We start from the raw sequence: 20901 nt of genomic DNA, 5'->3' as shown, positions 1-20901 counted from the left end.
GGGATTATAATGGATAAACATTTATCTGAAAAAGCAAAAGAAATGTTGAACAATAAAGAGACAAAAGTATTTAATCATCCGAAGTCTCTTAAAAAGAGGTTTTTTAAGAGTGAGAGGAAAGTAACAATCGTAACAGCAGCTTACAATGCTGAACAGCATATAAAAAAATGTGTGAGTTCTGTCATTAATCAAACCTTATCATTTGATAAGATTGAATTTATTATAATTGATGATCATTCAAGTGACAGTACAGCTGATATATTGGTGGATTACTCGAAAAAATATTCAAATATAACGGTAGTATTATTAGGAGAAAACACTGGCGCAGCAGCAATGCCTAGAAATGTCGGAATTGAATTAGCTACTACCGATAAAATTCTGTTTTTAGATTCTGATGATTGGTTAGCGGAAGATGGAATTAAAAAATTAGTGGAAACCATGGATAAGAATAAGGATGATTTTGTTACAGGGCGAACGGTGAAAGTGGATGATTCATCTGAAGTTATCCATGCGGAATTTATGTCATATAAAAATAGATATCATATGTCTCCTTTTGAAATACCATATTTATTATATTACATGGGTCCACAATCAAAACTTATTAAAACAAAAATCTTGAAAGAAAACGACATACGTTTCCCAGAAATGAAATTTGGAGAAGATAAGCATTTTCTTCTTAGGGTATTAAATCATTGTAATTTTGCTTCTACTATTACAGATACTGTATGTTATCTGAATCGAATGAATGAAAATAATGCCTCTCTTACTAAGACAACCGATGTATTATATAAGAGAGAAGCAGACATGAAAATCATTAAAACGATTTATGATATGGATTTGCCTACTCATATAGAAAGTAAAATCATGAAAAGATTGGTTGAGTATGATTTAATTAAAGCTTGTGATAGTTTTGTTTTTGTACGAAGTGATAATAAAAAAGGATTTATAAATTATATTGTCGAAGCATTAAATATTTTAAAAGATCGTCCATATAATATAATTGAAACGTTTGATACGCCACTATATCAAGTAGCTGCGAAATTAGCTTTACAAGGTGAAGAACAGGACTTTATTAACTTATTTAAATGGTATAAGCAGGAAAAAAATAAGCATGTTGTCATAAAGGATGGACAAGCGTATTATGACGTTTACCCATTTGATGAGGATCATATCTATAAATTAATCCCAATCAACTTATTTGTTCGCGCAAATGATTCCTATGTTGAAAACAACTTTTATGTTCAAACCTTTGAAATTTACGGCGATCAAATTAGTGAAGTAGAACATGTTTTAATAAGAGATAGAAATAATACGGATAATGAGCTAACTGTTCCTGTAAAAATAACGGGTAATAAGGGTGAATTTCGTGTGAACTATGAAGACTTAAATACTTTAACTAACTCATTGTTTAGTGTGTTTATAAGATATAACGGTCATCATTTGGCGAATATAAAAAGAATTAATGAAAACAGTATTACTTACAAGAAGAGGAACTTCCAATTCTATACTACAAAGGCTGGTAATATTGGTTTTTCTCTTAAATAATCATGTATAAATCAGGCTATTCAGGCTGTATAGGTTAATGAATTAGCCTGATTCTTCATTGTGTTTTATTTCTGATACTTGTATAATTTATTTATGTGTAAGATGATGTTACATCTAAGATGTTTGAAAGGATATATCTATGAAATCTGCAATTACAGTTATTAAGGAGCAATTCAATCACTTCTATTTAATACGAAGGCTTTCACTTTATGAATTAAAAAGCAAAAATAAAAACAACTACCTGGGTATGTTGTGGGAAGTATTGAACCCATCTATACAAATCCTTATTTATTGGTTTGTATTTGGAACATTGTTAGGTCGTGCACCGGTTGAAGTAGGTGGGGAGACGATTCCGTTTATATACTGGCTTATGGCCGGATTCTTTCTTTGGATTTTCTTTTATCAGTCTACTATTCAAGGTTCCAAATCGATTTACTCCAGGCTTAAAATGCTATCGAAAATGAACTTTCCGATGAGTATCATCCCTAGTTATGTTATATTTTCGCAGTTCTATGTTCATTTAGTAATGCTAGGGTTATCCATCATTATTTTTCAATTTGCAGGTTATTATATTAATGTTTATTATATTCAATTGTTATATTATATCTTTGCAGCTATAAGTTTGATGTTTGCTATTTCACTTATAACATCAACCTTATCGACAATTATTCGAGATGTTCATATGTTACTTAACTCGGTATTAAGGATGATGTTATATATATCTGGGGTTCTTTGGCCATTCTCGATATTGGAAAAATACCCGCCAATTATCTTAACAATTGTGAAATTGAATCCTTTATATTATCTGATGGAAGGTTATCGTTCATCCTTCTTTGGAACAGAATGGTATTTCATTACAAACTGGCAATACACACTCTACTTCTGGGCGGTAGTATTCATTCTATTCCTATTCGGAGCAACACTACATGTTAAATTTAGAAGACATTTTATCGATTACTTGTAAAGGCTTGTGAATGTTATGGAAAAAGCGATTATTGTAAGTAATGTAACAAAAAAATATAAATTATATCATGGAACGAAAGAGCGTCTATTAGACTTGATCACACCTAAGAGTTACGGCGATGACTTCTACGCGCTTGCGAATGTGAATTTTGAAGCGGAAAAAGGCGACATTATTGGGTTCATCGGAACGAATGGATCCGGTAAATCGACATTATCTAATATCATTGCAGGAATTGTTCCGGAAACTTCAGGGAATGTACAAGTGAATGGACAATCCTCCTTAATTGCTGTTTCGGCTGGACTGAAAAATGATTTGTCTGGTAGAGATAATATAGAACTAAAATTACTCATGCTTGGTTTTAATAAAAAACAAATTAAAGAATTAGAGCCAGAAATCATTGAGTTTGCGGAATTAGAGAAGTTTATTGATCAGCCTGTAAAATCTTATTCGAGTGGGATGAAATCACGTTTAGGTTTTGCGATTTCGGTTAATGTGGATCCTGATATATTAATCATCGATGAAGCATTATCCGTAGGGGATAAAGCCTTTGCGGAGAAGAGCTTGAATAAGATGAAGGAATTTAAGCAAAAAGGGAAGACGATGATTTTCGTTAGTCATTCGCTTGGACAGATGAAAGAGTTTTGTGAAAAGATATTATGGTTGGAATATGGAATGGTAAAAGACTTCGGAACGGTAGAAGAGGTTATTCCAAAATATCAGGACTTTTTAAATCAATGGAAGAAAATGAGTAATCAAGAGAGAAAAGAGTATCGTGAAAAAGGAATAGAGCGTCAGAAAGAAGTACTATTCCAAAAAAGTTAAGACATATAAAAAAGGAAACTTGTCATTAAAGACAAGTTTCCTTTTTCGTATTTAGGGAATTATACTATTAGAGGGTTCTAATAAGGATTTTCCCCAGTTGTTGTTTGGGTAGGACTACTTAGCGTTGGATCATCAATAATATCTAGATGTGCCTGTAATGTTTGTTTGGTTTCTCCTAGAGCTAGCTCATCTAATTTATAGTAATACGTACGCCCAGGTTGATAATCAGAACCATCTAACGTTAATGTTTCGATATCTAGTGACTTACCTGAAGTTCCGTATGTGATGAAACTCTTCATCTCACCAAACCTCATATTCGTTGTTAGGTTGCCGCCAACAGCTTCAATGACATCATCAATATTCATGATTCCATGTACGGAAACACCTTTGGCGATGATTGCTTTCATAATTTCTTGTTGGCGTTGGCCACGCATAATATCACTATCTTTTTTACGAGTACGTGCTAATGCTAGAGCTTCTTCGCCATTTAACTTCTGTTCCCCAGGTAAAAGGTGAATCGCGTCTGCTTTGTCTTTTGAGTTCTGTTCTTTGAACTCATACGGAACATCTACTGTAATTCCGCCGACTGCATCTACCACTTCCATAAACGCTTCGAAGTTCACTTTCACGTAGTAGTCAATCGGAATATCTAAAAGACTCTCGACCGTATCGATAGTTGCAGTTGTGCCGCCATAAGCATGTGCGTGATTGATTTTCGTTTCATAGCCTACTCCTGGAATATAGACGAGTGAGTCACGTGGAATACTTAAAAGCTTAATGCTATTTTCCTTTTTGTTTAACGTAGCGACCATTAATGCGTCTGTTCTAGATTTCTCAGATGCTCCACGTTTTTCACTGGAGTCGATTCCCATGATAAGAACAGAAACATTATCTTTCGTCGGGTCGACCGGAATTTCTCGTAAATCTGATTTTTCTCTTCCATCATCTTCAAATGCACTGGAGAAAATGGAGTCAGCTTTTATATATAAATAAGATGCGTATGATAATATACCTACAAATACAATGACAATTGGTAACAATATTAGATAGATACGTTTACGAACTCTGCGTTTTTTCTTACGCCTTACGATTCGTGTCGATTCGTTTAATTGTCGTTTAGACATTTATTTTAATCCCCTTTAAATTTTTGATAGGATAATTAAAAAAATCAAAAAACCTAAACTTTATTTTACTATGAATCTATTTTTTCGTAAATGATTAAATGTGTAAGAATTGTCGAATGATGGAAAAAAAGAGTGAAACGAACTAGGAATAGTATTTTTGCTGTTCATTATTATTAACCGTGAACTATAAATTAACATTATTAATATTTATAAGCAAAATTAGCCACGTCCAGCTCCAGCGCCCAGCGACTAGCGAGACTTCCTTCACCTCCGTACGATAAAGAAGACTTGCCGAATGGTGAAACCAGAGGCTTAGTCGCACTTATACCCTTGTGGTGAAAGTCAACATCGACTCACTCCGTTCGTCGTGTTTCCTTTATCTCCTGCGGCTTAGTCCAGTCCGTACGTCGCTAAACGGGCGCTTGCGCTTTTGAGCTTCATTATGTAACAATAAGGTAAGTAATATAAAGTTTATTTAAATTTATATTCAATCATATTGACATAGATCTCATAATATACATACACTTGTCCTGAATATAATAAAAATTTGGAGTGAATTCATTGAAGCGATTAATTAAAGTTATGACTGTTTTTGGGACGAGACCGGAAGCGATTAAAATGGCGCCACTTGTTCTTGAATTACAAAAGCGGTCAACTGAATTTGAATCCATTGTTACCGTAACTGCACAACATCGTGAAATGTTAGATCAAGTATTAGAGATATTCGATATTACTCCTGACTATGATTTAAATATTATGAAAAAACAACAGTCTTTAGCACAAATTACAACTCGTGCTTTAGAAGGGCTAGATAAAGTAATGAAAGAAACAAAACCGGATATTGTCCTTGTGCATGGAGATACGAGTACAACCTTTGTTGCATCATTAGCTGCTTTTTATAATCAAATTGCTGTTGGTCATGTGGAAGCGGGGCTTCGTACATGGAATAAGTATTCTCCGTATCCGGAAGAAATGAATCGTCAGTTAACGGGAGTCATTGCGGATTTGCATTTTGCTCCTACTGAGAAGTCGAAGCGAAATCTATTAAATGAAAATAAAGCAGAAGATATTATATTTGTAACTGGTAATACCGCAATTGACGCGCTGAAAACTACAGTAGATCCAAACTATTCAAGTAAGATCCTAGATAGCCTAGGTGATGACAGATTAGTTTTAATGACTGCACATCGAAGGGAAAACCTTGGGGAAAATATGAACCAAATGTTTCGTGCGATTAAGCGATTAGTAGAAGCACATGATGATGTGCAGGTTATTTATCCAGTACATTTAAATCCAGTTGTGCAAAATACAGCGAAAGAAATTTTAGGCAATGATGATCGGATTAAATTGATTGAACCTCTTGGTGTAGTGGATTTCCATAACTTTGCTGCACGTGCGCATTTGATTTTAACAGATTCTGGTGGGGTGCAGGAAGAGGCGCCGTCATTAGGTGTGCCCGTGTTAGTTTTGCGTGATACGACAGAGCGGCCTGAGGGAATTGAGGCTGGGACGTTGAAATTGGCTGGAACGGATGAGGATACCATTTTTGATATGGCTAATGAATTGTTGAGTGATGAAGAAGCGCATGATAGGATGGCAAGAGCGTCTAATCCTTATGGAGACGGGGAAGCATCTAGAAGAATTGCGGATGCCATTGTAACGTATATGGCAAAGAAATAGGAGAGTAAAATGCGAGTGAGGGGCAGCCTTCACTCGTATTTTGGGTTCAGGGTGTAGAAAGATCAACTTATCGGTGCTTCTTGTCGTATATCAGCACACGAGGTTAATATATCAGTGCTCTATCTTGGTATATCAGCATACGAGGTTAATATATCAGTACTCTATCTTGGTATATCAGCATACGAGGTTAATATATCAGTGATCTATGTTGGTATATCAGCATACGAGGTTAATATATCAGTGCTGTATCTTGTTATATCAGCATACGAGGTTAATATATCAGTGCTGTATCTTGTTATATCAGCATACGAGGTTAATATATCAGTGCTGTATCTTGTTATATCAGCATACGAGGTTAATATATCAGTGCTCTATCTTGATATATCAGCATACGAGGTTAATATATCAGTACTCTATCTTGTTATATCAGCATACGAGGTTGATATATCAGTGCTCTATCTTGATATATCAGTATACGAGGTTGATATATCGGTGCTCTATCTTAGTATATCAGCATTATCTTTTTCCGTTGTCCCTGTCGACCTGTCATAGACTAATAAACCCTATCTTCATTTCCTTTCTCGCATGGGTGGGGAGCTTTTAATCTATTAAAAACTAACTAGGTTGTGCTAGTTTAGCCAATAGGAGTAATGGACTGGAGGAGAAAGGAATGGGAAAGGAGCGAGAGGAATATTTGTACGTAGGTCTTTAAGAACGGGAATAGACTTAGAAATGATAGCTTGGGCAGCAGAATTACCGTTGGAAGGAATCATGGAAATAAAGAATAATATGGAATAGGGGGATAATCTCAAAAATAAAAATAGCATGTGAAATTGAAGTGGTTTCACAAGCTATATAATCTTGGGGTTTAATAAAGTTGTTGTTCTATACACAACAGGTATATTCATCGTAGGTTTCATCAATCTAGTCGTCGTACTAATTAAAGAAATAAGTAAAAAATAATCCACCCGTCTCCACTGTTGAACAAAGGGTGGATTATTTACTCTAGTTCCACAGTGGCCGTACCACTACGGATATGCTGTCAAAGTCGAGGTGCTACCAACGCCTCGGCTTTCTTTTATTTGTATACATTTCTATAGCTTATTATACATAAATATATACTTTTAATCAAATTTAGTGAAAATAGGGTGCTATTTAGAACGGTTACCAAATTGGGGATATCATACTTAAGGACAAAGCATATACGTTTATTGTATAAAAAAATATTCCTTATGATTATATAGATAATTTAGCTGATACTATAATTACCTTCTTTCTATAAGTAATCCATTTTTTCGAAACATGATTATCTAATTTAAAGAGTAGTAAGGAACGTATTGTTTGGGAGAAATAAACCGTCAGAAAATAGAATAAAAAAACCGCATGAAATCAGGGATTAAAAATAGATTTCATGCGGTTTATTCATTTTAGAGGGACGAGCGACCTATGGGTAACGTTGTAGAAGGGGAACTAATCAATGTTAACAATAAAAGAACCTATAAAACAGTGAGGTATCTAAGAAATAAGCTACCAATCCCCTCTACAATGTAGTGGGTTGGTAGCCTAAGTATTTTACGACTGTTTTAACTTCATGTTATTCCAGTCTACTATATTAATCACCAGAGCTATCGTTCACATTATCCCCAGCTTCCGTATCTTCTGGATTTTCCGTTTCGCCTTTATCTATTTCATCCTTGTCATTTCCTGTTGATGGGTTGGCTTCCTCTTTATCCGGTTTATTATCATCCGGTTTTTGTTCCGGCTTTTCCTCTGGCTTCGGCTTTTCTACCGGTTTGGTTTCTTCTTTTGGTTTGTCGTTCTCTACTGGTTTACTATCCCCTTTATTCGAAGGCTTTGAACTAGAATTTGTATTTGGTTCATTTCCAGATGGTTTACGATAGGTGTTGGAACTAGAATTGGAACTGGAACTTGATGAATTCCTGTATTCATTCGTTCCGGTACTTTGGTTTGATCCGCCATTATTTGTCGACCCACTATAACTACTACTTGGGCTAATGGTAGGGGACGTGTCACCATTCTTTTCAAATACAGCTCGAATATCTTTATCTCCATCCATCAATACTTGTATTCTTGCCATATTTCCATTTTCTGATCCTTCCCAATGACTAAATACCCAACCGGATTTCGGTTGTGCATAAAGAGCAATGGATGTTCCCTGTTTAAAATGACTGTCTAATGTATCCCGAATAATGTTTCCTTCACCAGAAATAGAAAGATTTAATGTAGCCTGATCTACTGGTTCAAACACTGCCACAACAGAAATACTAGATTCCAATGTCATGTTTAGTGGATTCTGGGTCCCAGTAACGTCACCTTCCCATCTGACAAATTCGTAGCCGGCTTTCGGTTTTGCTTCTAATGTGATGTCCGTTCCAACTGGGTAACTCGTTTCATTAGGAAAGACGGATATAGTTCCTTCTCCTTGCACCTCTGTTTTAACAAACTTGTTTTTCCCTTCTACGATGAAATCTAGTTCCTTTTCTAAATCTTGGTACGTTACTGTAAGGCTTGTAACACCTTCATCCATTGCTTTAGCAGTAACTGCAATTCCATCTTTGGCGGATAGCTCGATGATTTCTTCGTCACTTGAACTCCATTCGGGGTTCAATTCCATTTCCTTTCCGTCCGCATCCACACCAGTAACCGTTAATTCCAATTCTTGATTAATGGAAAGAGGGTCGATTTCTTCTGGTGTGAATGTCATCTTATCCACTACTTGTTCCTCAATATGTAATTCATCCTTTTTTGTGAATGGGCCAACTTTTGCGGAAATAGCCACCGTTCCAAGTTCTTCCGCATGAAATGTCATGACTGTCTTTGATACATCTTCTATTGAACCATAATCCTCATTCTCTAAATCCCATTCTGCCTCAACTGGGAGGATGGATCCATCACTCTTTTCCCATTCCATTACAATATTGCGGCTATGGCCCTTTTGGATGTAATGTCTTTCTGGTGCAATTGTTATATTGGAATCTAGTTGGTCAATCAACTCGGTTAGTGCCTCATTATTGGTTGCTTCGATTCCGTCTTCTAATGTTTGTATGACTTGTGGCAAATCATTCAAACCTTCATGCGCCAAGGATAAAAAATAGTAAAACTGTGGTTCTTTCGGTTTTATTTCTATCCCTTCGTCTAATGTTCCAACGGCCTTGTCGTATTGCTTCAATCCCATATAGGCACTAGCAAGACCGGTCCGTGCTTCGGTATGGGATGCATCTTCCTCAAGAACCTTTTTAAATAACTCGAGACTTTTTTCGTATTCTTCTTTATCCAATGCTTCTTTAGCTGTCGCTAGATATTTTGTTGGAGAATCAGACTGCACGACTTGTATCGCAAAAAAAGCAGCAACTCCGATGGTAAGAGCACTTATTAAGATTAATAGAATTGATTTTTTCCTCTTTCTTCTCTTATTCTTCATAATTCTCATAAAAATAGGCCCCTCTAATATAGTGAAATTTACTATCATTATACATGATATGACATTTTTTTCTAGATGATAGGAGGGAGAACCTTACACTAAGTTGGAGTGACTAAGGTTAAAAAGTGAGTATTGGTTTGCTATGAGGCTATAATGGAATTAAATCAAATGTTCGTTTGGAAAAAGCACAATAACTAGAGTTTGAGGAAACTTGTCGGTATTTGTTAGTGTAAATGGTAGAAAAATAGAAGTAGACGGAAAAATATCGGTATCGGTGTTGAGCGGTGTATGTAAAACAAATGTTTGATCTATCGTAATTCTAGAAAATGATACTTTAAACAAACGTTTGATTCAAATCCCCACCCATCACCAAATTAACAAAAATTACCCATTATAACCAAAAACTTCACCGCCATAATGTAAGCGCGACCAAACATAAATCTATCAAGCATTTAATTAATAAAATTTCTGAACGCCCCCCATAAAACGACAAAATCTCGATTTAAATTTCAGAAAAGGCATACCTCAAACGAATTTGTTATGTTATAATTCCATACTGTAGTTAACTAATCAAGAAATTAACGCATAAATCATAGAAAAATAGCAAATCTTGGAGGTAAAGACATGGAAGAAACAATTTCCTTGAAGGAAATATTCGAGGTTTTAAGGAAACGAATATTACTTATCCTTTCTATTACATTAGGTGCAGCCATCGTAGCTGCTGTGGTTAGTTATTTTTTATTAACCCCAACCTATGAATCTAGTTCGCAATTTATTGTTAATCAGAAACAACAGGATCCAACAACACAATACACAACAGGTGATATTCAATCGAATGTACAATTAATTAATACGTATAACATTATTATTAAAAGTTCAGCAATCCTAGATGAAGTTGTGGAAAGTTTAGATCTAACATACACTTCTGAAGAGCTTGAAGATAAAATTAATGTAACAAGTGCAGATAATTCCCAAGTGGTTACAGTTACAGTAACAGATGAAACTCCTGCAACAGCTGTAAAAATTGCAAATACTATAGTGGAAACATTCCAGCATAATATTCCGGAAATCATGAGAGTTGATAACGTAAGCATTTTAACGAAAGCAGAACTTGCTAAAAGTCCTACTCCGGTTGCTCCAAATCCAATTCTTAATATAGTAATCGCTATCGTTCTAGGAATCATGGTTGGTGTTGGTCTAACATTCTTACTTGAGTACTTAGATAACACAGTGACAACGGAAGAAGATGTGGAGAAGAAACTTGGGCTACCTGTTATTGGGGTTATTTCTCAAGTGAGTGATAAGGATATAGCTGAAGGCAAGGCGGCTTTCCAACAACAAAGAACAAGAAGGGGTGGATTCGATGGCGCTCAAAAAACCGTCTAAAATAAATAACAAAATGAGACAGCTGATTACAAAGATTAACCCGAAATCACCTATCTCCGAACAATATCGTACGATTCGAACGAATATCCAATTCGCATCTGTTGATAATGAAATCAAATCACTTATAGTGACGTCTTCTGGACCTAGTGAAGGAAAGTCTACAACTACGGCGAATTTGGCTATCGTTTATGCACAAGCAGGAAAGAAAGTTTTACTTGTAGATGCGGATTTAAGAAAACCAACGGTACATTATACATTTCGATTAGATAATTTAACCGGACTAAGTAATGTTCTTGTTGGAGAAGTTACATTAGATGATGCTGCTAACAGAACAGATATTGAAAATTTAGATGTTATTTCATGTGGTCCGATTCCTCCGAATCCATCTGAGTTATTAGCATCAAGAAAAATGGAACAATTTATCGAAGAAGCGACACAGGCGTATGATTTAGTCATCTTTGATACACCGCCAGTATTAGCAGTGACTGATGCACAAATATTAGCCAATATGGTAGATGGTTCTATTTTAGTTATCCGTAGTAAACATACCGAATTAGAAACAGCTACGAAGGCGAAGGATATCCTAGAACCTGCAAGAGCAAAACTGTTAGGAACGGTATTGAACGGTCGTGAGAAGCAAGGTTCCAATTATTACTATTACTACGGTACCAATTAACAGAAAAAGACTCCTTGCATTTATTAACACGTGGGGGGTCTTTATCATGAAAAAGGGGTGTACGGAATGAATGATATCCATTCACATATATTACCTGGAATTGATGATGGTGCGAAATCACAGGAAGATAGTTTGAAAATGGCTAGAGAAGCCGTCAGACATGGAATTACTTCTATTATTGCTACTCCCCATCATCGAAATGGAAAGTATGACAATGACCGCGCAAGTATTAAGGGCCAGGTGGAAAAATTAAATGAACTACTTGTTCAAGAGAATATTCCTTTAACCGTTTTACCAGGACAAGAGACGCGTATCAATGGGGATATGATAGAAGACCTAGAGAATGCGGAACTTCTTCCTTTAAATGAAACGAAATATCTTTTTGTTGAGTTCCCTTCTGGCCATGTACCACGTTATTCAGCGCAAATGTTATTTGATATTCAAGTAGCAGGGTACAAGCCTATTATCGTTCACCCTGAAAGAAATAGAGAATTAATGGAACACCCATCAAAACTATATGAATTTGTGCAGAAAGGTGCACTAACCCAGGTTACCGCCGCTAGTGTGGTAGGGAAGTTTGGGAAGAATATTCAAACCTTTTCTCACCAGCTAATCGAAGCGAACTTAACGCATTTTATTGCATCAGATGCACATAACACAACGACTAGAGGGTTTTGTATGGATGAGGCATTTCGTGAAATGAAGAATAAATATGGTAGTGATTATTACTTTATGTTTATTGAGAATAGTGACTTATTAGTAAGTAACTTGAATGTTAATCGTATGGAACCTGAGCAAGTGAAGAAACGGAAGAAATTTCTTGGCTTGTTTTAGAAGCTTATTAAAATAATTTATTATGGGGGAAATAAAATGAGTAAAGTAAAAAAAGCAATAATTCCAGCAGCAGGATTAGGTACTAGATTCTTACCTGCAACAAAGGCAATGCCAAAAGAGATGCTACCAATAGTGGATAGGCCGACTATAGAATACATAGTTGAAGAAGCAATTGAATCGGGTATTGAAGATATTATTATTGTAACTGGTAAAGGTAAGCGCGCAATTGAAGATCATTTTGATAGAAACTTTGAATTAGAAGATAATCTAATGAGAAAAGAAAAGTTTGAAATGCTTGATAAAGTAAACCAGTCTTCTAATGTTGAAATTCACTATATTCGCCAAAAAGAACCAAAAGGGCTTGGTCATGCAGTATGGTGTGCTCGTAAATTTATTGGAAGTGAACCATTTGCGATACTGCTGGGAGATGATATAGTCCAAGCTGAAAAACCAGGATTAAAACAATTAATAGAGCAGTATGATGAAACAAATTCATCTGTTATTGGTGTACAACAGGTACCAGAAAATGAAACACATCGATATGGGATTATTGATCCGTTAACAATTGAAGGTAGGCGTTATCAAGTAAGTAATTTTGTAGAAAAGCCTGCACAAGGAACTGCCCCTTCTAATCTAGCAATTATGGGAAGATACGTATTGACTCCCGAAATATTTCAATTCCTTGAAGAACATGAACTTGGTGCGGGTGGGGAAATACAGTTAACGGATGCTATCCAAAAATTAAATCAAATACAAAATGTTTTTGCCTATGATTTTGAAGGGAAAAGATATGATGTAGGGGAGAAACTAGGTTTTATTCGAACTACTGTTGAAATTGCTCTACAAGATGAAGAGTTAGGTAAAGATGTTGAAAAATTATTAGAAGAATTAATATCCTTAAAAATAAATAACTAAGCACTTAGCGCAGATAAAAGTATATATTGGGTGGTGACATTTCTTGGAAATATCTACTTCTGATAAGAAAGTTAAAGATTCTGCTGTTAAAGAAATTAATTATCAAAAGGTTGTAGTTAATGATAATGAATTGTATCTAATAAGTAAGAGAACAACAGATATTTTCCTTTCAATTATTGGTATCATTTGTTTATCTCCTTTATTTTTTATTGTTTCTTTACTTATTAAGATAGAAGATAATAAAGGCCCAGTTTTTTTCAAGCAAATACGTATAGGTAAAGATGGAAGAAAATTTTATATGTATAAGTTTCGATCGATGGTATCTAATGCGGAGGACTTAAAAGCAGTTTTAATGGAACAAAACGAAGCAACTGGCCCTGTATTTAAGATTAAGAATGATCCAAGAGTTACTAGAATAGGTAGATTTATTCGTAAAACTAGTATAGATGAATTACCTCAATTAATTAACGTAATAAAAGGGGAGATGAGTTTAGTCGGACCGAGACCGCCTCTTCCTGATGAGGTTAACCAGTATAATAATTATGAGAAACAAAGATTAATTGTTACTCCTGGTTTAACTTGTTATTGGCAGGTTAGTGGTAGAAGTAATATAGGGTTTGATGAATGGGTAGAGTTAGATTTGAAATATATACGTGAAAGAAATTTAATGATAGATTTCAAATTAATTTTAAAAACAGTTCTAGTATTATTTGGTTCAAGAGATGCCTATTAATTATAAATGAAAAGAGGAAATGATAGTGAAAAATATTTGTGTTGTAGGTCTAGGTTATATAGGTTTGCCAACAGCAGTTGTCCTAGCTGATAGTGGTTACAATGTTCATGGAGTCGATATAAATGAAAATGCTATAGAAACGATTAATAAAGGTGAAGCACATATTTTTGAGCCTAATTTAAATAAAAAGGTTAATGAAGCTGTAGAACGAGGACTATTAACTGCATCGACAATTCCTGCAAAAGCCGATGTTTTTATTTTATCAGTCCCTACTCCCTTTAAAGAAAACCACAAAGCAGATTTATCTTATGTAGAAAATGCTACTAAGTCAATTGCAACTTATATAGAGCCCGGAAATATTATTATATTAGAGTCTACTAGTCCAGTAGGTACAACAGAAAAAGTAGTAGAATGGATTGAACAAGAAAGACCTGATTTAAATTTTGATGGACAAAGTAGTCAACAGGTTTATGTAGCTCATTGTCCGGAACGTGTATTACCAGGGAAAATACTTGAAGAATTAATTTCAAATGATCGTATAGTAGGTGGAATTAATGACATATCCACCGAAAAAACTGCTTATTTCTACAGTAGCTTTGTAAATGGTGAAATACTTAAAACTAATGCTAGAACTGCAGAATTATCTAAACTAACGGAGAATTCATTCAGAGATGTTAATATAGCTTTTGCAAATGAATTATCGATTATTGCTGACAAGCTAGATATAGATGTGTGGGAATTAATAGAATTAGCAAATCACCATCCACGTGTAAATATATTACAACCGGGGCCAGGTGTTGGAGGACACTGTATTGCTGTTGATCCATGGTTTATTATTGATTCTGCTCCTGAAGAATCTAGACTCATTCATACTGCACGAATGGTTAATGAATTAAAACCCAATTATGTTATAGAAAAGGTTACGGAAAAGGTCAATAATAAACCTAATTCTACTATAGCCTGTTTAGGCCTCTCCTTTAAAGCAAATATAGATGATTTAAGAGAAAGTCCAGCAGTAGATGTTGTGAAGGGATTGGCGACAAAATTCAAAGATACAGTTTATGTAGTGGAGCCATATATTAATGAACTACCCGTTAACTTAAGAGATTATAATATCCAGTTATGCAATACAGTTGAAGCTATTAATAAAGCAGATATAGTTGTATTGTTAGTCGACCATGATTATTTTAAAGAAATAGATGGTGACATTCTTAAAGATAAATTCGTTATTGACACTAAAGGTGTGCTTAACAAAGTCGTAGGTCAAAAACAAGGACCGATTGGGGAGTTAATCACTTGAAATACCTTATATTAACTAACATGTATCCAAAGGAAGATAGTCTTTATAGAAATGCATTTATCCATCGTAGAGTTTTAGAATATATAAAGTCTAAATTAGAGGTTGTGGTATTTGTTTTAGATAATAATCTGGATGAGATTAATGAATATACGTTTGAAGGTGTTAAAGTTATAGAGGGAAATAATGAATCATTTATTCATTTCGTCAAGAATGAAAAGCCTTATAAAATATTGGTGCATTTTATAAATAGACATATGATAAAGGCATTAAACTCTATTGATAGTCAGATACCAATAATTGTCTGGATTCATTTGATGGAAGCCATTGCTTGGTATAGGAGATTATTTAACTTTACTGAGCATAACTTTTTGAAATATATTTTACAAAATACTAGGCAATTATTTAACTTAAGAAAATTCATTAAAGAGTCAGAGGAAAGAGACATTAAATTCATTTTTGTTTCTAATTGGATTAAAAGTATTATGGAGAAAGATACTTTATCCAAAGTAAATAAATATCACATCATTCATAATGTAGTAGATACGGATTTATTTAAGTTTGAAGAGAAAGACACATCCCAAAGGAAAAAGATATTACTTATTAGGCCGTTTGAGTCAAGAAAATATGCTAATGATGTAGCTGTAGAGGCAATATTGAAATTGAAAAATAAGGAATTCTTCAATGATTTGGAATTCAACATTTATGGCTCAGGAAAGTTGTTTGATAAAACACTTAAACCATTAAGAGAACTCCCTAATGTAAATATAAAAAACAAATATTTAAAGCATAAAGAAATTAAACAAGAGCACTTGAAAAATGGCATATTTTTATGCCCAACCAGACAGGATTCGCAAGGGGTTTCCATGTGTGAGGCTATGTCTAGCGGATTAGTGACCATAACAACTGACAATTCAGCTATTCCAGAGTTTGTAGAGCATAAAAAAACTGGTTTATTAACTAAATCTCCAGCAGAGGTAGCTGAATCAATAGAATACCTATATTATAACCCTTCCGTATTTAATTATATTTCCAAGGAGGGTTCTGGGTCTATTTTTGATAAATGTAGACCAGATAAAGTTATTAAACAAGAATTAGAAGTAATACTAAACTAGTAAACATTAGGGGTAATCATTGGAGGTATAGGAATGCCTGGAATAACAGGATATATTGGGAGTAATATAAATCAACTTAATTTTATTAATCATGGTGATACTAATGAAGATAATCTAATAAAGAATAGAACCAAATCTGATAGCTTTTACTTTGAAAGGAAGGTAAACCAAAAGTTTATTAATGATAAGGTATTCTTTGAAGATGATAATTATTTAATAATTACTGATGGAGTTTTGCTAAATAGTAGACAATTGATGGCGAAATATCAAGAGGAAACATTAGAAAAGACATTAATAAGTATGTATAAAAATAAAAAGGAACTTTTCTTCCAGGACATAAGAGGTAGTTATTCCTGTGTTTTTCATGATAAAAATGAAGATTTATGGCTAATCTATACTGACCAGGTTGGCGATAAAAAGGTGTATTATTCTTTAATTGAGGGAGGGATATTATTAGGATCAAGAAGCAGCGATCTTTCAAATATATTAAAAGATAACAATAATTCACTTAGTTTAGATGAAGAAAGTTGTCTTTGTATGTTAACTTTTGGATATATGATTGATGATAATACTCTGTTTAAGGAAATTAAGAAGCTGCTACCTGGTCATTATATTAAGGTTGAAAGTAAAAAGATTGAAATTAAAAGGTATTTTCAATTCAATAATACCCCTACAATTTTTGGGAATGAAGATGAAATAATCGATGAATTAGATAGATTATTCAGAGATGCAGTCAAACTTCAATTTGATAAGGATCAGGAATATGGCTATAAGCATATAGCTTCTTTAAGTGGCGGACTCGACTCTAGGATGGTAAATTTCGTAGCTCACGATTTAGGATATAAAAATTTATTGAATTATACATTTTCACAGTCAAATTATCTTGATGAGAAAATTGCAAAACAAATTGCAGTAGACTTAAATCATGAGTTTATCTTTAAATCATTGGATGACGCAAAGTTTTTGCTTGATATCGAAAATGTAGTTAAGATTAGCGGTGGTACAAGTATTTATTATGGTATGGCGCATTCTAAAAATAACCTAGAATCTCTTAATTTAGCCCCGTACGGGCTTGTTCATACTGGCCAGTTAGGTGACGTTATTGTTGGGTCATTTTCGAAAAGTCGAAAACATGAAAAAGTAAGTTTCTCTGAGTATGTTTATTCCACGAAATATAAAGATAGATTGGACCGTATTGAATACATCAACTATGAAAATGATGAGTTATTTAAAATGTATAATAGGGGATTTAATTTTGCGTTAAATGGTAATCTTTCATTTCAAGAACAAACTGAGTCTTTTTCGCCATTTTACAACTTGGAATTTATGCAGTTTTGTCTTAATATTCCATTAGAAAAGCGGATTAATCATAATCTATATTACAAATGGATCTTAAGGAAATATCCAGCTGCTTCCCATTATATTTATGAGAAGATTAAGTCAAAAATTACAACCCCGAGATATTTAATAAAGTCAAAAAATCTATCCATAAAAATAGTCAATAAGGTTTTAAAAACATTAAAATTGCCGGCTTTATATGGTTACAATGCCAAGAGGGGAATGAATCCTTTTGATTATTGGTATAGAAAAAATCAGGATTTAAAAGAGTTCATTATTAGCTACTATAAAGAAAACATAGATTTATTAGATAGTCATAAAAGTATTAAAATTATGTGCCAAGATTTGTATAGGGATGGAATAACGGTAGAAAAGATACAAGTACTTACTATTCTGGCAACAGTTAAGGTGTTTATTGGTGATAATAGATGAATGAATTCTTAAAAAAGCTTATGCAAAAAGGTCTTTTTCACATTTTTGGCTCCAACTTAATCAATAAGATTATTAACTTCTGTAGTGGTATCTTTTTAGTTAGATTACTAAGTAAGACAGAATTTGGAAATTATAGCTACTCTCAGAATATATTAAATATCTTTTTATTATTTAACGGTTTAGGAGTATTGTTTGCTCTTTTACAATTTGGTAGTGAAGAGTCCGATGTGAAAAGAAACCTTTTTTATAAGCTAGGTTTTAAGGTAGGTATTCTTTCTAATTTAGTAATCTCAATCTTAATGATATTTTATGCTTTAACAATAGAGTTCCCAAATGAACAAACACAAATTGCATTAATTTTAATGTCATTTATTCCTCTATTTATGTTTTTGTATGAATTTATACAAAATTATTTAAGAACAGGATTATTAAATAAGGAATTTTCTTTTTTAAATACATTAAATAGTTTTCTAATTTTTACATTTTCTATCATTGGGGCTATTTCCTTTGGGGTATATGGTGTAATTATTGCTTTTTATATTTCGTATTTAATTTCAATCATATTTGGTTCTAATATTATAAGAACAAGGTTTACCTTTTTTAATAGGCAGAATTCAAATATAAATAGCATTGAAAAGAAAAACTTTATGGGATATTCTATTATCTCAATGTTTAATAATGTAATTTCACAAATTTTGTATTTAATTGATATATTCTTAATTGGCCTAATAATACACGATCCCCAACTAGTTGCAACATACAAGACGGCTACACTAATACCGTTTGCGTTAAATTTTATTCCACTTTCCATTATGACGTTTGTATATCCTTATTTTGCAAAAAATAGGAAAGAAAAGCAGTGGGTAAAACTCAGATTCAAAAAAATGGTAAAGATACTTTTATTAATTAACAGTTTTTTAGTATTCTTACTAATTATCGGGGCTCCTTTCATTATTAGGATGTTGTTTGGTAGTAATTATTCAGATAGTGATACTATCCAGGTGTTTAGAATATTATGCTTTGGATATTTAATAGCTGGTACACTTAGAATTCCTGCAGGTAATTTGTTATCAATGTTAAGACATGTGAAACCTTTATTTATAATTAACTTATTTGTCGGTATTGTAAATATAGGTCTGGATATAATTTTAATAAACAATTATTCAATTTATGGTGCTGCAATAACTACAGTCACTATTATATGTCTTTCTTCTGTTATTTATATTGTATTTTTAAACCGTAAGTTGAAAGCTTAGCTACCAGGTAAATAATATCTTTAGGAGTACAAACATGGGATTTTTTATTATAATATTTGGCTTTATTTTTTTTATAAAAAAAAATATAACTAAATTATTTTGTTTATATTTGTTTGTAAATCTTTCTATTCCATTTAATAATTATATTCATTATAAGTTGGTACTTGAATGGAAAGGCGTAGAAACAACAGATATCTTACTGTTATTTCTATTAATATTATTAGTGATTAATTTTATTAATATAGGTGTAAATATTAGATTTTCAAAATTGGATTTTATAATTGCGGCTTTATTTATATTTGTAGTCATCTATACTTTTATAGGGTTACAAAACAATAATGAATTTTTGCTGTCAGATGTTAAAACCTTCATTTACTTTTTTATAAATTATGTAATGTTTAGATCTTTAATAAATAAGGACAATTATTTAAGTGTAATTAAAACCTTTTTAAACTCTAGTTTTGTCTATTCTATTGTAGTGTTATCTTTGTATTTATTTATGCAGGATTACCTACCGTATATATATGGTGAAAGGTTATATGCTTGGTGGGGTAATAGAATTACATTTAGTAACACAACGTTATTTATTTTGACAATACCACTTTTATTGTTTGTACTAATTAAAAATGTGTTTCCAAAATATAAACTGTATTTCAGTATTGTTTTGCTTTCTAATGTAATTTCTTTACTCTTATCACAAACAAGAACTTTAATACTACTCTGTATTTTTAATTGTCTAATTGTTTTATTATTACTATTATACAAAAGTTATGGGCAATATAGAATAAATTGGAAGCTTGGTCTAAGGTTATTTGGGCTATTATTCTTTTTGACAACCACTTTTATAGTCTCAACTTATATTGGAACATCACAAGAAATTATTAGCGATATTGTTAATAGATTTCAATCCAATGAAGGTTCCTTAGACGTTAGAGAAATATCAAATGAAATGGCTGCGAATGAAATCGAAAGGAACCCCCTTGGCTACGGCCTTGGAAAAGAACTTGTTCTATATAACGTTGATTACACAATTAGTAGTGCGGGGGCATTTATTGATAATATCTTTTATACTTTAGGAGTAAAAGTAGGAGTAATAGGTGTATTAATATTTATAATAATCCTACTTAGTATTTTTATTGGTTTTATTTCTAATTTCAGAAAAAATAAGTTGTTTATGGCTCTTCTAATTATCCTTTATTTATCTTTTTTGATTACTTCAGCAGTGTTAAATGCACAGATTATTTATTCTGTACCGGTATTAATTATGTTTATAATGTTCATTACCGTACCTTTAAAGGTGTTGAGTTATAAATAGTATACAATTATAAATTGATTTAAGATA

General features: G+C 33.1%; 17 protein-coding genes. 15 read left to right on the top strand and 2 right to left on the bottom strand.

Features of this window, described 5'->3' with window-relative positions; all coding sequences use genetic code 11:
- Nucleotides 1-9: 9 nt before the first annotated feature.
- From A9178_RS11295 to tagH, 3 genes are all read left to right on the top strand, one after another.
- Nucleotides 10-1545 carry a glycosyltransferase family 2 protein gene (locus A9178_RS11295; RefSeq protein ID WP_068675312.1) on the top strand — a complete coding sequence of 512 codons (1536 nt, stop codon included), beginning with the start codon at nucleotides 10-12 and terminating at the stop codon, nucleotides 1543-1545.
- A gap of 139 nt (nucleotides 1546-1684) precedes the next feature.
- Entirely contained in the window at nucleotides 1685-2509 is an 825-nt protein-coding gene (locus tag A9178_RS11290) for an ABC transporter permease (RefSeq protein WP_068675310.1), read from the top strand.
- 15 nt (nucleotides 2510-2524) lie between these two features.
- Nucleotides 2525-3331 (top strand): teichoic acids export ABC transporter ATP-binding subunit TagH, encoded by an 807-nt coding sequence (tagH, locus tag A9178_RS11285; RefSeq protein ID WP_068675307.1) that lies wholly within the window; start codon nucleotides 2525-2527, stop codon nucleotides 3329-3331.
- Between the two features lie 77 nt (nucleotides 3332-3408).
- Here the strand turns inward: tagH and A9178_RS11280 are convergent, their stop codons facing one another.
- A complete protein-coding gene (locus A9178_RS11280; protein ID WP_068675305.1) occupies nucleotides 3409-4455 on the bottom strand; it encodes an LCP family protein in 1047 nt (348 codons plus the stop codon).
- Nucleotides 4456-5016: 561 nt separating this feature from the next.
- Here A9178_RS11280 and wecB point away from each other — a divergent pair.
- Both wecB and A9178_RS11270 read left to right on the top strand, forming a co-directional pair.
- Nucleotides 5017-6135, top strand: a complete 1119-nt coding sequence (wecB, locus tag A9178_RS11275; RefSeq protein WP_068675303.1) for a non-hydrolyzing UDP-N-acetylglucosamine 2-epimerase — start codon at nucleotides 5017-5019, stop codon at nucleotides 6133-6135.
- 198 nt (nucleotides 6136-6333) lie between these two features.
- A complete protein-coding gene (locus tag A9178_RS11270) occupies nucleotides 6334-6687 on the top strand; it encodes a hypothetical protein (RefSeq protein ID WP_156520757.1) in 354 nt (117 codons plus the stop codon).
- Between the two features lie 1060 nt (nucleotides 6688-7747).
- Here A9178_RS11270 and A9178_RS11265 read toward each other — a convergent pair.
- Nucleotides 7748-9586 carry an InlB B-repeat-containing protein gene (locus A9178_RS11265; protein WP_068675299.1) on the bottom strand — a complete coding sequence of 613 codons (1839 nt, stop codon included), beginning with the start codon at nucleotides 9584-9586 and terminating at the stop codon, nucleotides 7748-7750.
- Between the two features lie 615 nt (nucleotides 9587-10201).
- Here A9178_RS11265 and A9178_RS11260 point away from each other — a divergent pair.
- The 10 genes from A9178_RS11260 (at nucleotide 10202) to A9178_RS11215 (ending at nucleotide 20874) form a co-directional block, all read left to right on the top strand.
- Complete coding sequence (locus A9178_RS11260; protein ID WP_068675297.1) at nucleotides 10202-10963, top strand: YveK family protein; 762 nt, start codon at nucleotides 10202-10204, stop codon at nucleotides 10961-10963.
- A complete protein-coding gene (locus A9178_RS11255; RefSeq protein ID WP_068675295.1) occupies nucleotides 10941-11639 on the top strand; it encodes a CpsD/CapB family tyrosine-protein kinase in 699 nt (232 codons plus the stop codon). Before A9178_RS11260 ends, A9178_RS11255 begins: the two co-directional genes overlap by 23 nt.
- Nucleotides 11640-11705: 66 nt before the next feature.
- Nucleotides 11706-12473 carry a tyrosine-protein phosphatase gene (locus A9178_RS11250; protein WP_068675292.1) on the top strand — a complete coding sequence of 256 codons (768 nt, stop codon included), beginning with the start codon at nucleotides 11706-11708 and terminating at the stop codon, nucleotides 12471-12473.
- 36 nt (nucleotides 12474-12509) lie between these two features.
- On the top strand, nucleotides 12510-13388 hold the full coding sequence (gene galU, locus A9178_RS11245; RefSeq protein WP_068675291.1) for a UTP--glucose-1-phosphate uridylyltransferase GalU: 879 nt from the start codon (nucleotides 12510-12512) through the stop codon (nucleotides 13386-13388).
- A 43-nt stretch (nucleotides 13389-13431) separates the two neighbouring features.
- On the top strand, nucleotides 13432-14121 hold the full coding sequence (locus A9178_RS11240) for a sugar transferase (protein WP_068675289.1): 690 nt from the start codon (nucleotides 13432-13434) through the stop codon (nucleotides 14119-14121).
- Nucleotides 14122-14143: 22 nt separating this feature from the next.
- Nucleotides 14144-15421 (top strand): UDP-N-acetyl-D-mannosamine dehydrogenase, encoded by a 1278-nt coding sequence (wecC, locus tag A9178_RS11235; RefSeq protein WP_068675408.1) that lies wholly within the window; start codon nucleotides 14144-14146, stop codon nucleotides 15419-15421.
- Nucleotides 15418-16533, top strand: coding sequence for a glycosyltransferase family 4 protein (locus A9178_RS11230; protein WP_231889832.1), 1116 nt, complete (start codon nucleotides 15418-15420; stop codon nucleotides 16531-16533). Before wecC ends, A9178_RS11230 begins: the two co-directional genes overlap by 4 nt.
- A 33-nt stretch (nucleotides 16534-16566) precedes the next feature.
- A complete protein-coding gene (locus A9178_RS11225) occupies nucleotides 16567-18303 on the top strand; it encodes an asparagine synthase-related protein (protein ID WP_068675287.1) in 1737 nt (578 codons plus the stop codon).
- Nucleotides 18300-19559 carry an oligosaccharide flippase family protein gene (locus tag A9178_RS11220; RefSeq protein WP_068675285.1) on the top strand — a complete coding sequence of 420 codons (1260 nt, stop codon included), beginning with the start codon at nucleotides 18300-18302 and terminating at the stop codon, nucleotides 19557-19559. The genes A9178_RS11225 and A9178_RS11220 overlap by 4 nt, the downstream gene beginning before the upstream one ends.
- A 34-nt stretch (nucleotides 19560-19593) precedes the next feature.
- Nucleotides 19594-20874, top strand: coding sequence for a hypothetical protein (locus A9178_RS11215; RefSeq protein WP_068675283.1), 1281 nt, complete (start codon nucleotides 19594-19596; stop codon nucleotides 20872-20874).
- Nucleotides 20875-20901: the final 27 nt, after the last annotated feature.

Origin of the sequence: Oceanobacillus sp. Castelsardo (genome assembly GCF_001659985.1) — a bacterium.
Classification (GTDB): domain Bacteria; phylum Bacillota; class Bacilli; order Bacillales; family Amphibacillaceae; genus Oceanobacillus.
The sequence above is the reverse complement of the archived record's forward strand: the minus strand, read 5'-3'. Positions and strand labels throughout refer to the sequence as shown.